General features: G+C 61.5%; 13 protein-coding genes. 7 read left to right on the top strand and 6 right to left on the bottom strand.

Annotated elements, in window-relative coordinates:
- Position 1: 1 nt before the first annotated feature.
- Together lysA and lptM are read right to left on the bottom strand one after the other, a co-directional pair.
- On the bottom strand, positions 2-1,249 hold the full coding sequence (lysA, locus tag BLU52_RS23920; protein WP_090287446.1) for a diaminopimelate decarboxylase: 1,248 nt from the start codon (positions 1,247-1,249) through the stop codon (positions 2-4).
- A gap of 9 nt (positions 1,250-1,258) precedes the next feature.
- Complete coding sequence (gene lptM, locus BLU52_RS23915; RefSeq protein ID WP_090287444.1) at positions 1,259-1,429, bottom strand: LPS translocon maturation chaperone LptM; 171 nt, start codon at positions 1,427-1,429, stop codon at positions 1,259-1,261.
- Positions 1,430-1,735: 306 nt separating this feature from the next.
- Here lptM and cyaY point away from each other — a divergent pair, with 306 nt between their 5' ends.
- The 3 genes from cyaY (at position 1,736) to rnk (ending at position 2,854) form a co-directional block, all read left to right on the top strand.
- Positions 1,736-2,068 carry an iron donor protein CyaY gene (gene cyaY / locus BLU52_RS23910; RefSeq protein ID WP_077575013.1) on the top strand — a complete coding sequence of 111 codons (333 nt, stop codon included), beginning with the start codon at positions 1,736-1,738 and terminating at the stop codon, positions 2,066-2,068.
- A gap of 3 nt (positions 2,069-2,071) precedes the next feature.
- Complete coding sequence (locus tag BLU52_RS23905; protein WP_090287441.1) at positions 2,072-2,296, top strand: DUF1289 domain-containing protein; 225 nt, start codon at positions 2,072-2,074, stop codon at positions 2,294-2,296.
- A gap of 126 nt (positions 2,297-2,422) precedes the next feature.
- Positions 2,423-2,854: a nucleoside diphosphate kinase regulator gene (rnk, locus tag BLU52_RS23900; protein WP_090287438.1), complete on the top strand. Its 432-nt coding sequence runs from the start codon at positions 2,423-2,425 to the stop codon at positions 2,852-2,854.
- On the opposite strand, the gene BLU52_RS23895 is transcribed toward rnk, so the two are convergent.
- The 3 genes from BLU52_RS23895 to BLU52_RS23885 all read right to left on the bottom strand — a co-directional run bounded on the left by BLU52_RS23895 (position 2,851) and on the right by BLU52_RS23885 (position 6,660).
- Positions 2,851-5,694, bottom strand: a complete 2,844-nt coding sequence (locus BLU52_RS23895; protein WP_090287436.1) for a class I adenylate cyclase — start codon at positions 5,692-5,694, stop codon at positions 2,851-2,853. The genes rnk and BLU52_RS23895 overlap by 4 nt on opposite strands.
- 181 nt (positions 5,695-5,875) lie before the next feature.
- The gene (locus BLU52_RS23890; RefSeq protein WP_039757399.1) at positions 5,876-6,121 is read right to left on the bottom strand and encodes a TIGR02647 family protein; all 246 of its coding nucleotides are present in this window, start codon (positions 6,119-6,121) and stop codon (positions 5,876-5,878) included.
- 254 nt (positions 6,122-6,375) lie between these two features.
- A complete protein-coding gene (locus BLU52_RS23885; RefSeq protein WP_090288669.1) occupies positions 6,376-6,660 on the bottom strand; it encodes a hypothetical protein in 285 nt (94 codons plus the stop codon).
- A gap of 123 nt (positions 6,661-6,783) precedes the next feature.
- On the opposite strand from BLU52_RS23885, the gene BLU52_RS23880 reads away from it, so the two are divergent.
- Positions 6,784-7,443, top strand: coding sequence for a glutathione S-transferase family protein (locus BLU52_RS23880; protein WP_090287434.1), 660 nt, complete (start codon positions 6,784-6,786; stop codon positions 7,441-7,443).
- 100 nt (positions 7,444-7,543) lie between these two features.
- Here the strand turns inward: BLU52_RS23880 and argH are convergent, their stop codons facing one another.
- Positions 7,544-8,938, bottom strand: a complete 1,395-nt coding sequence (gene argH / locus BLU52_RS23875; RefSeq protein ID WP_090287431.1) for an argininosuccinate lyase — start codon at positions 8,936-8,938, stop codon at positions 7,544-7,546.
- Between the two features lie 470 nt (positions 8,939-9,408).
- Between argH and BLU52_RS23870 the strand changes: the two genes are divergently transcribed.
- The 3 genes from BLU52_RS23870 to BLU52_RS23860 all read left to right on the top strand — a co-directional run bounded on the left by BLU52_RS23870 (position 9,409) and on the right by BLU52_RS23860 (position 11,999).
- A complete protein-coding gene (locus BLU52_RS23870; protein WP_090287428.1) occupies positions 9,409-10,155 on the top strand; it encodes a LytR/AlgR family response regulator transcription factor in 747 nt (248 codons plus the stop codon).
- Positions 10,156-10,293: 138 nt separating this feature from the next.
- Positions 10,294-11,235, top strand: a complete 942-nt coding sequence (hemC, locus tag BLU52_RS23865) for a hydroxymethylbilane synthase (RefSeq protein ID WP_090287426.1) — start codon at positions 10,294-10,296, stop codon at positions 11,233-11,235.
- Positions 11,232-11,999, top strand: coding sequence for a uroporphyrinogen-III synthase (locus tag BLU52_RS23860; RefSeq protein WP_090287424.1), 768 nt, complete (start codon positions 11,232-11,234; stop codon positions 11,997-11,999). The genes hemC and BLU52_RS23860 overlap by 4 nt, the downstream gene beginning before the upstream one ends.
- The last annotated feature ends 7 nt before the right edge of the window (positions 12,000-12,006 follow it).

The following is a 12,006-nucleotide window of genomic DNA, read 5'->3' as shown; positions in this document are numbered from 1 at the left end:
GTTACTCCGGCAGCAGGCTTTCGCCGGCAAACAGCTCGGCCACGGTTTCGCGGCGGCGCACTTCAAAAACCTGATCACCGTCTACCAGCACCTCGGCGGCGCGGCCGCGGGTGTTGTAGTTGGAACTCATGACGAAACCGTAGGCACCGGCCGAGTGCACCGCCAGCAAGTCGCCTTCGGCCAGCGCCAGCTCACGGTCCTTGGCGAGGAAGTCGCCGGTTTCGCAGATCGGGCCGACGATGTCGTACGTGCGGGCGGCGGTCGCGCGCGGTTTCACCGCGGTGACGTCCATCCACGCCTGATACAGCGCCGGGCGGATCAGGTCGTTCATCGCCGCGTCGACGATGGCGAAATCCTTGTGTTCGGTGTGCTTGAGGTACTCGACCTGGGTCAGCAGCACGCCGGCGTTGGCAACGATGAAACGGCCCGGCTCGAACACCAGCGCCAGATCGCGGCCTTCGAGGCGTTCGCGGACGGCTTTGACGTAGTCGGCGGCCAACGGTGGCTCCTCATCGCGATAACGCACACCCAAACCGCCACCGAGATCGATATGGCGCAGGTGAATGCCGCAATCGCCGAGGCGGTCGACCAGACCCAGTAAACGGTCGAGTGCATCGAGGAACGGCGGCAGCGTCGTCAGTTGCGAGCCGATGTGGCAGTCGACGCCGACCACTTCCAGGTTCGGCAGATGCGCGGCGCGCACGTACACGTCTTCGGCGTCGGCAATGGCGATGCCGAACTTGTTCTCTTTAAGGCCGGTGGAAATGTACGGATGGGTGCCGGCATCGACGTCCGGGTTGACGCGCAGCGAAACCGGCGCACGCACGCCCAGCTCGGCGGCGACCACTTGCAGGCGCTCGAGCTCGTCGGTGGATTCGACATTGAAGCAGTGCACGCCGACTTCGAGGGCGCGACGCATGTCGTCACGGGTCTTGCCGACGCCGGAGAAAACGATCTTGTCGGCGCTGCCGCCAGCGGCCAGCACACGTTCCAGCTCGCCACGGGAAACGATGTCGAAACCGGCGCCGAGACGGGCCAGGACATTCAGTACGCCGAGGTTGGAGTTGGCCTTGACTGCAAAGCAGACCAGGTGCGGCATGCCGGCCAGCGCATCGGCGTAGGCCAGATACTGGGCTTCGATGTGCGCGCGCGAGTAGACGTAGGTCGGGGTGCCGAAGCGGTCGGCGATGGCCGACAGCGCCACACCTTCCGCGAACAGCTCGCCGCCGCGGTAGTTAAAAGCGTCCATGGCGATCCCTTAGTAAACGTCGTGCTTGTGTGCTTTGGACGGCTGCTTTTGCGACGATTGGGCTTGTTCGGCCGGGTCCTGATTGTCATCGGGCAGGTACAGCGGGCCTTTTTGACCGCAGGCCGAAACGAGGCAGGCAACCGCGACGAGCGCAGCAAGGGAAGAGATCAGGCGCTTCATGGCGAAATCCTTGAAAATGCGTTAATTGCGCCGGAGTATACCGGCCACCCGGCAGCTTGCCTATGTAATGGCCCTCCCGTCTGGCGGGGCTCGCGCAAAGCTCTGCGGGAGTGAGCCTGCTCGCGATAGCGGTGTGTCAGTCAGCAGTGATGTTGAATGTACCGGCCAATCGCGAGCAGGCTCACTCCTGCAAGCATTAGTGTTTGGGGTGGGAAAGGCGCTTGGTCGTTATCCTTTGCAATCGGCCGGCAGCGTCCGTATCTTTCGGCGCTTGAGCCTGATCAGACAATTTTTGAGGTTGCCGCAATGAGTTTGTCCGAAGCCCGTTTCCACGATCTGGTCGATGAAACCCAGGAAAAACTGGAAGACATCTTTGATGAAAGCGACCTGGACATCGACCTGGAAAGCTCGGCCGGTGTGCTGACCGTCAAGTTCGAAAACGGCAGCCAACTGATCTTCAGCCGCCAGGAGCCGCTGCGTCAGCTGTGGCTGGCGGCGGTGTCCGGCGGCTTCCACTTCGACTACGACGAAGAAAGCGAGCGCTGGATGTGCGACAAGAGCGAAGAGCAATTGGGCGAGATGCTCGAGCGCATCGTCAAGCAGCAGGCTGGCGCTGAATTCGATTTCGAAGGTCTGTGATTCGTGACCGATGCATCGCCTGTTCGCCCGCCAAAACCGCTTTACAGCAACGTCAGCCCGGCGGTGCCTTCGCCGTGCACGGGTGTATGTCGACTGGATGAACAGAAAATCTGTCTCGGCTGCGCGCGCCACGTCGAAGACATTCGCGAATGGCGCTCGGCGGATGATCAGCGGCGCCGGGTCATCGTCGCCCAGGCGTCACAGCGCAAGCTGTCCAGTGGGGCGTGACTTGTTTATTTTTTGAGCTGTGATAGTGTCCGGACACGCCTCAACCCATCGAGGCCCGGTAAAAACCCCGTCTTTTTTGGCGGGGTTTTGCTTTTTTTGTGCAGAAGAAAGGAGTCTGCCCGGATCATGACCGCACCTTCCATCACCCTTACCCGTCTGGACGTGCAACGTCTGGAGCGCTTGATCGACAGCCTGAGCGAGAAAGACCAGGCTGCGCCGGGCGTGATCGCGCTGCAAACCGAACTGGATCGCGCCGACACCGTGGTCGGCCACGATGAAGTGCCGGCTGACGTCGTGACCATGAATTCCCGCGTGCATTGCCGCGAAGAAGGCAGCGGCAAGGATTACCACCTGACGCTGGTCTATCCCTGGGACTTTAAAACCGATGAAGGCAAGGTCTCCATTCTCGCCCCGGTCGGCAGTGCGCTGCTGGGCCTGAAGGTCGGTCAGCACATCGACTGGCCGGCACCGGGTGGCAAGACCCTCAAGCTGACCCTGCTCGAAGTCGAGTCGCAGCCGGCCAACGGCGGCGCTTTTCCGGAATTGATCCCGCGTTAAACCTGTTCGAGCGCCTCGTTCAGCGCGCGCTCCAGGTCAGCCTTGTAACGCAGATACAGATTGCTCGAACTCTGCCCGTCACCGAGCAGGCCAGACAGGTCGAGATCGGTGATGTAGCAACGGTAGCGCTCGGCTTCGCGGCGCTGCCCGACGATCTCGCGGGCGACCACGCTGAACAACTGGTCGCCATGCTCCAGCTCGCTGAATTCCCGCTGATTGCAATACAAGGTGACCTGCACTTCGCCCGGAGCAGCTTTGCCGACGATTGCCTGCACGTCGTAGAACGGTTCGTTGACCGGCGTCTGCGGCGCGGGCCGCGCTTCGACCCGGCGCGCGCGTCCCGGACCTGAGGGCAACAATTGGTAATACAGAATTTCCAGGCGACTGTCGGAGCCGGCCTCCATCGGCAGCACGGCTTCGCGGCGGAACAGGATCGATTGCAGGAAACGCTGCAAGGGCACCAACAGACTTTGCTCGTCGTGATAGGGCAAATGTTGCTGCCACAGCGCGTTGTGCTCATCCAGCACGTACAGCTCGGCGTGTTGTTCGCTGCTGCGGAAAAACACTTGAATGCATTCCGACTGGCCCATCGGCAGGATCAGCGCGAGATCGTGTTCTTCAAGTGCCATCGGGTCCAGGTGCAGCGGGCTGTAGCGCGGTTGTTCCTCGCCGAGGTAGTCGAGCAGTGCCGGCAGGGTGGCGAGCGCCACGTGGTTGACCTGGCCCGGCACCAGTTCCAGCACGTGATAGTGCTGCTGCACCTGAATCAGGTAACGATGATTCAGTTCGCTGAGCAGCAGGGTCTGTGCGGTGTCGACGATTTCTTCGACGCGACGGGCAATGAATTGCGCGCGGTTGTGGCAGAAGCAGCGCACTTTCAACGACGGCTGCAACGGCCCGCGCGGCAGATTGTTGAGGTAATCGCGCAGGCAGTCGAGCAAGGCGTGCGGCCCGTCGAAGCGGTTGACCAGCACCTCGTTCCAGCTGTTGAGCGTGACCTGATCCAGCGTCAGCACCAGATTTTCGCGCACGCCGGCGTAGCTCAGCGAGTCAGTGCGCTCGGTGGTCATCAGGATATTCAGGTCGCGATGATGTTTGAGCGGATCAATCCCGACGTTGACCAGCATCAGCACCTCGCTCGGCACGGCGGCGCGCAGCAGCGCTTCCTCGGCCACGGTGGGCAAGGGCAGGGCGATGCACTGTTGCAGGCTGCCGAGCAGGTTGAACAGTTCGAATTCGCTCAGGTCGCTGTTGCCCGGATGCAGGGCCAGTCGCGTGCTGCTGTCGATCACGCCGTTGCGGTGGCACCAGGTCAGCAGTTCGAGCAGTTCGCGGCTGCGCTTGATCGGCGCGAAGTGTTCCCACTCCAGCGCGGTCAGGCTGCCATTGTACAGGCCCCACTGGGTTTGCCCCGGCTCCTTTTTATTGCGCGACTGCACCAGGGTCAGGGTGTCTTCGGCCAGATCCGGGGCGATGCCGGGGTTGATGAACTCGACCTTGTCGGCCTTGCGCTCGAACGCTGCGTACAGGCGACGACCGAGGACGTTCAAATCTCGCTTGTTGATCAGGCTGACGGTCTGCTCGGTGCGGGCGAACTGGGTGAGGAAGCGATAGCTGTAATTCAGTTCATTGACCAGCGCGCGGCGTTCGGCGCTGACCTGGCGGACTTTCCACTGGCTGCGGCTGTCGAGCAGGGTCAGTTGCCGCTGATCCCAATGCCACTCGTTGGCCAGTCTCTCGAGCAGCGAGCGTTGCCAGCTCTGGGTGCGACTGTTGCCGGTGAGCTTGCGGTTGACCTTGAGGTACAGCGCGCGGCGCACCAGCTCGAGGCGTTCCGGCTCATTGCGGGCATTCAGGTATTCCTCGATGCGCCGGTACACGACCATGTACGGGTCCAGCTCATCGAGGTCCAGTTGATTGGCGAACACGGCTTTCTTGAAACGCAGACTCAGGCACTGCACGTGCGGGTGTTCGCTGGCATAGACCTCGGTCAGCAACAGCTTGAGCACCGATTTGTACGGCGACTCGATGCCCTTGAACAGTTGCCACAACCCGGCACCGATGAACTCGCCCGGCGGAATGCTCGCCATGGGCCCGAGATCAAGGGTTTCGTCAGCGCGAATGAAGCGTTTGGACAGCAGCGTGTGGGTGTAGGCATCGTAGCCGCTTTCTTCATACACCGGCACGAGCCACCAGATCGGCGTACGCCCGGCCAGCCAGATGGCGGTGCGGTAGAACTCGTCCAGCAACAGAAAGTGCTGCGTGCTGCCGCAGTTTTCCGAACTGAGATGCGAGTCGCGTTCGCCTTTGACGAAGCGCACCGGATCGATCAGAAAGAAGTGCGCCTCGGCGCCCTGACTTGCGGCCCAGGCTTCGAGCAACTGGCATTTTCTCTGCAGTTCGGCGAGTTCGCTTTCGCTCAGATCCGGCGCGTGGCATACCCACACGTCCATGTCGCTCTGATCGGCCTGAGCCAGCGTGCCGAGGCTGCCCATCAGAAACAGGCCCTGAATCGGTCGCGGCGGGTTGCTGCCATGGCGCGGCTTGTACGAGAACGAGCGGGTCAGGCGTTGGGCTTCGGCGAGGCTGTCGGCGTCCGGCTCGTAATTCGACAGGCCGGCCGGCGTACTGCCCGAGACATAGCCGGGCAGCAGCGGGTGATTGACGTGGAAGAACAGCGGCAGCAACGTCAGCACGCTCTGTTGCCGGGTCGATAGACCTTCGAGAGCGCGGCCGAGGCGGCCTTCATTGAGTTTGAGAAAACGCGCGCGCAGTTGGCTGAGCGTCTTGCGGTCAATGCCCTCGTCCAGGTCGGGGCGGATTTCGTGGGTGCGCGTCATGTCAGCTCAAACCGGCTCGCAGGCTCGGACGTAGAGGTCTCGGAATGGGGGGCAGTTTAGCCGTAGCGCAGCGGGACTTTTAGCTGAATTTGTTTTTTGACGTCAGATTTCTACCGTGACACGGCAAGGCAGGCCCGCGGAAAATCCCGTGGCAGGAGTTTCCGTGGGCGAAGTCGTGGAATCAGGCGGTTTCCTGCTCTCTCAAAATGGTCAGCACGGTTTGCACGTTTTGCGCAGCATCCCGACCCAAGCTTGTCAGATAGCCGCCATCCGGCTGATCGGTAAGTTCTTTTTCAAACAGGCGCTGGGCAGCAGCGATGTGTTTCGGGGCAGCGGTCTGATGAATTTTCAGACCTTCCTGGGAACTGTCCAGGTTGAAGAGTGCGAGGACTTCCAGTTCGGCAACCAACTCAGGGGTAAGCGACATAAGGACTCCAGACTTTCTAGGAATTGGACGACAGCGCCCCTAAGGTGAACCCGCGGGTGCGGCCTGTCCAGTGCTCAGATCAAGGGATTTTGTCTTGAGACGGATTCCAGTGTAGTCAGGGCCGGGGAGTTGGCTGGATGGATACGTTACAAACATTGTAGGAGTGAGCCTGCTCGCGTTAGCGGCGTGCCTGTCAGCATATTCTTCACTGACAGAACGCTATCGCGAGCAGGCTCACTCCTACAGGATGGGGTTCACTGCTTTTCTGGTGGCAACTCTGGCAATGCGCGCAGCGCCGTTTCGTACCATTGGGTATCGAACGGGCGATCTTCATCGAGCATCGCGTCAATCTCGAAGGCCAGCACGTGGGCCATCAGGTTGAGGATATCTTCGCGTTCCATACCCACCAAGGTCAACTTGTTGAAAGTCGCTTTGGCCGCAGGCGGGTTGTCGTTTTCGATCTGGTTTTCGATCGCTTGGATCAGCGTCGCCTCGGCGAATTCTTCTTCATCGTTGACGATATCTGTCGGCTCGCTCATGGCAGGCTCCTCAAGGAAAGGCGCCAGTTTACCCGCATTCAGCGGCGTGATGCTGCTGGCGGGAATCGTCATGGCGATCTATAAACAGGCACTGCCCACCCCGCACGGCCTGGAGGCTCTGTGATGTTCAAGCTCTACGGTTTCTCTGTCAGCAATTACTACAACATGGTCAAACTGGCGCTGCTGGAAAAGGGTCTGCCGTTCGAAGAAGTGATTTTCTATCCCACGCAAACCGCAGAATCGCTGGCGATCAGTCCGCGCGGCAAGGTTCCGGTGCTCGGCGTGGACGCCGGTTATATCAACGAAACCGCGATCATCCTCGAATACCTCGAACAGACTCAGCAAGGCACACCACTGTTGCCGAGCGACCCGTTCGAACGCGCGCAGGTGCTGGCGATCGCCAAGGAGATCGAGCTGTACATCGAGCTGCCGGGCCGAGCCTGTTACGGCGAAGCCTTTTTCGGCATGACCCTGCCGGACGCGATCAAGGACAAGACCCGCACGGAGCTGCAACTCGGTTTTGCCGCGCTGGGCCGGCACGGCAAGTTCGCCCCGTATGTGGCGGGCGACAGTCTGAGCATCGCGGATTTGTATTTCCTCTACAGCGTGCCGCTGGCGTGTGCGGTCGGGCAGAAGCTGTTCGGGATCGATTGGCTGGCAGAGATGCCGCAGGCGAAGGCGCTGCTGGAGCGGCTTGAGCAAAATCCGCATGTGCAAAAGATTGCTGCGGACAAGGATGCGGCGATGCCGGCGTTTTTGGCGATGATTGCTGCCAAGAAGTGAGGTTTGTAGTGAGCTGAAAGCAGCTATCGCGAGCAGGCACACTCCTACAGGGGAGCGCATTCCAATGTAGGAGTGAGCCTGCTCGCGATGCTTTTAGCTTTTAACGGCTGGCGATCAGGGCCTGACCGCGCACCACCGCTGCCTTGACCTGCGCCGGCGCAGTCCCGCCGATATGGTCACGGGCATTTACCGAGCCTTCCAGAGTCAGCACGGCAAACACGTCCTGCTCGATCTGGTCGCTGAACTGGCGCAGTTCTTCCAGGCTCATCTCGGCCAGATCCTTGCCGGTGTCCACGCCATATTTCACCGCGTGGCCAACGATTTCGTGGCAATCGCGGAACGGCAGGCCACGGCGTACCAGGTAGTCGGCCAGATCGGTCGCGGTGGAGAAACCGCGCAGCGCCGCTTCACGCATGATCGCGTGCCTGGGCTTGATCGCCGGGATCATGTCGGCAAACGCACGCAGCGAATCGCGCAGGGTATCGGCGGCGTCGAACAGCGGTTCCTTGTCTTCCTGGTTGTCCTTGTTGTAGGCCAGCGGCTGGCCCTTCATCAGGGTCAGCAGGCCCATCAGCGCGCCGAACACACGACCGGTCTTGCCGCGCACCAGCTCGGGCACGTCGGGGTTTTTCTTTTGCGGCATGATCGAGCTGCCGGTGCAGAAGCGGTCGGGCAGATCGATGAACTGGAACTGCGCGCTGGTCCACAGCACCAGCTCTTCGGAGAAGCGCGACAGGTGCATCATCGCGATGCTCGCGGCCGAGCAGAATTCGATGGCGAAATCGCGATCGGAAACGTTGTCCAGCGAGTTGCCGCCAACGGCGTCGAAGCCCAGCAGTTGCGCGGTGTATTCGCGGTCGATCGGGTACGTGGTGCCGGCCAGCGCGGCGCTGCCCAGCGGCATGCGGTTGGTGCGCTTGCGGCAGTCGACCAGACGCTCGTAATCGCGGCTGAGCATTTCGAACCAGGCGAGCATGTGGTGGCCGAAGGTGACCGGTTGTGCGGTTTGCAGGTGTGTGAAGCCCGGCATGATGCTGGCGGCTTCGCGCTCGGCCTGCTCCAGCAGGCCTTTTTGCAGGCGCGTGATCTCGGCCAGGATCAGGTCGATTTCGTCACGCAGCCACAGGCGGATATCGGTGGCGACCTGGTCGTTGCGGCTGCGCCCGGTGTGGAGTTTCTTGCCGGTCACGCCAATGCGATCGGTCAGGCGCGCTTCGATGTTCATGTGCACGTCTTCGAGATCGACGCGCCAGTCGAACTGACCGGCCTCGATTTCGCCCTGAATGGTGTTCAGGCCGTCGATGATGCTGTCGCGCTCGGCATCGGTCAGCACGCCGACCTTGGCCAGCATGGTGGCGTGGGCGATCGAGCCCATGATGTCGTGGCGATACAGGCGCTGGTCGAAAGTGACGGAGGCGGTGAAGCGGGCGACGAAGGCGTCGACGGGTTCACTGAAGCGGCCGCCCCAGGACTGATTGGTCTTGTCAGTGCTCATGAATTCGCTCGTATCGGCTTGAAGAAAGAAGGCGTGAAACGCTGGCGCGGATAATAACAGGGTTGCCAATCCTGTCGCTGACACCGGTCGATACGTTTTTTTCTGCACATGTCGGCCTTGGCCGGCGCTGCCCGCCATGAATTTGCGCAAGGATATTTTTCGATTGAGCAATATCGCTCCGACGAACGTCTACAGTTGGACGTAAGGGTCGGCGTGGCTTTGTCTCGCGCAAAGGGCACGGCGCCGACTATAAGAAGAGGGGGTGGGTGGATTGTCCTTCGGCAAACCCCGTGAAAAACGCAAGAAACAGCGGGCTTCGAGCAGTACGACCCGGGCACTGGCAAATATTGCTGGCCGACGTACGGCACTTTTTGGCGCTCGGGCTAGTCTTAGCGTGGATCGCGGTGACGGACGTCACTTCACCTGTCTAGCTATCCTTGTGCGAGACTCACGCAGGAATCCAGCGCAATATGAATGTCCTGATCGTTGATGACGAACCACTGGCTCGCGAGCGCCTCAGCCGAATGGTGAGCGAGCTTGAGGGTTATACAGTTCTGGAGCCCAGCGCCACCAATGGCGAGGAGGCGTTGGCACTGATCGACAGCCACAAACCGGATATCGTGTTGCTCGATATCCGCATGCCGGGCCTCGATGGCCTGCAGGTTGCTGCCCGTCTGTGCGAACGCGAAACGCCGCCGGCCGTGGTGTTTTGCACCAGCCCCGATGAATTTGCCGTGGAAGCCCTGCAGGCCAGCGCCGTGGGCTATGTGGTGAAACCCGTGCGAACCGAACATTTGCAGGACGCCCTGAAGCGGGCTGACCGTCCCAACCGGGCACAACTCTCGTCGCTGACCCGTCCCGCTGCCGAAAGCGGCAACGGTCCACGCAGCCACATCAGCGCCCGTACCCGCAAAGGTATCGAGCTGATCCCGCTGGATCAGGTGGTCTACTTCATTGCCGACCACAAATATGTGACCTTGCGCCATGAGGCCGGCGAAGTGCTGCTGGACGAGCCACTCAAGGCGCTGGAAGACGAGTTCGGCGAGCGCTTCGTGCGGATCCACCGCAACGCGCTGGTCGCCCGCGACCGCATCGAGCGTCTCCAGCGCACGCCGCTGGGGCATTTCCAGCTGTTCCTCAAAGGCCTCAATGGCGATGCGCTGATCGTCAGCCGCCGTCATGTCGCCGGCGTACGCAAAATGATGCAGGGGCTCTGACCCGGTCACTCCGGGCGACTCCAGCTCCTTGATACCAGGCATCACAGGCCAGGGAGGCCACGTCGTTTCTGATTCAAGTCAAAGTGGATTTGGCTGAGCTGTTATTATCGGCCGTATCTATTCAGTACGGATTGATCCATGTCCTCTCGCGAAATCCGCATCGCCACCCGTAAAAGTGCGCTGGCCCTCTGGCAGGCCGAATACGTCAAAGCCCGGCTGGAAGCGGCCCATCCCGGCTTGCAGGTAACGCTGGTGCCCATGGTCAGTCGCGGCGACAAGCTGCTCGACTCGCCACTGTCGAAAATCGGCGGCAAGGGTCTGTTCGTCAAGGAGCTGGAAACCGCGCTGCTGGAAAACGAAGCCGACATCGCCGTGCATTCAATGAAAGATGTACCGATGGACTTCCCCGAAGGCCTCGGTCTGTTCTGCATCTGCGAGCGCGAAGACCCGCGCGACGCCTTCGTTTCCAATACCTGTGCCAGCCTCGAAGCACTGCCTGCCGGGAGCATCGTCGGCACCTCCAGCCTGCGTCGTCAGGCGCAATTGCTGACGCGCCGTCCGGACCTGCAGATCCGCTTCCTGCGCGGCAACGTCAATACGCGCCTGGCCAAGCTCGACGCCGGTGAGTACGACGCGATCATCCTTGCGGCAGCCGGTCTGATCCGCCTTGGCTTCGAAGAGCGCATCACCTCGGCGATCAGCGTTGATGACAGCCTGCCGGCCGGTGGCCAGGGCGCGGTGGGTATTGAATGCCGCAGCGCCGATTCGCACATCCACGCGCTGCTCGCGCCTTTGCATCATGCCGACACCTCGTCGCGCGTCAGCGCCGAACGTGCACTCAACAAACATTTGAATGGCGGCTGCCAGGTGCCGATCGCCTGCTATGCCGTGCTCGAAGGCGAGCAATTGTGGCTGCGCGGTCTGGTCGGTGAGCCAAGTGGCGGCAAACTGCTCAGTGCTGAAGCCCGTGCGCCGCGAGCCGACGCTGAAGCATTGGGCGTGCAGGTCGCCGAAGACTTGCTGCGCCAGGGCGCCGACGACATCCTCAAAGCGGTGTACGGCGAGGCAGGTCACGAGTGACGGGCTGGCGCCTGCTGCTGACGCGCCCCGCGGACGACTGCGCGGCGCTGGCCGAGACGTTGGCCGCGCAGGGGATTTTCAGCAGTTGCCTGCCGCTTTTGGAAATAGCTCCGCTGCCGGTGTCTGCCACAATCCGTCAGGCGCTGGCGCGACTGCCCGATTGCAACGCGGTGATCGTGGTCAGCAAACCGGCGGCGCGCATTGGCCTGGATTTGCTTGATACGTACGAGTCGCAGCCACTGACGATGCCGTGGTTCACTGTCGGTGCGGCTACCGGGCAGATACTCCGCGAGCATGGCCTGGGCGTGCATTTTCCGGAGGCCGGCGATGACAGTGAAGCCTTGCTGCAATTGCCGCGTCTGCTTGAGGTGCTCGGCCGGCCCGGTGCGCGGGTGATGATCCTGCGCGGCGAGGGCGGGCGCGAGCTGCTCGCCGAGCGTCTGCGCGAGTCAGGTGCTAGTGTCGAGTATCTGGAGTTGTATCGACGCGAGTTGCCGAGGTATGCGCCGCAAGAACTGCCACGGCGGATCGAAGCGGAACGCTTGAACGGCCTGGTGGTCAGCAGTGGACAGGGTTTCGAGCACCTGCGCCAAATGGCCGGTGAAGCCTGGGCAGGCATCGCGCAGTTGCCGTTGTTTGTACCAAGCCCGAGAGTCGCCGAGCTGGCACGTGCCGCCGGGGCTCAAACAGTTGTGGATTGCCGCGGCGCGAGTGCCGCGGCTTTGCTGACGGCGTTACGGGAACATCCCGTGGCCGTTCTCTGATGCAAAG

It is taken from the genome of Pseudomonas granadensis, from assembly GCF_900105485.1.
Classification (GTDB): domain Bacteria; phylum Pseudomonadota; class Gammaproteobacteria; order Pseudomonadales; family Pseudomonadaceae; genus Aquipseudomonas; species Aquipseudomonas granadensis.
The sequence above is the reverse complement of the archived record's forward strand: the minus strand, read 5'-3'. Positions and strand labels throughout refer to the sequence as shown.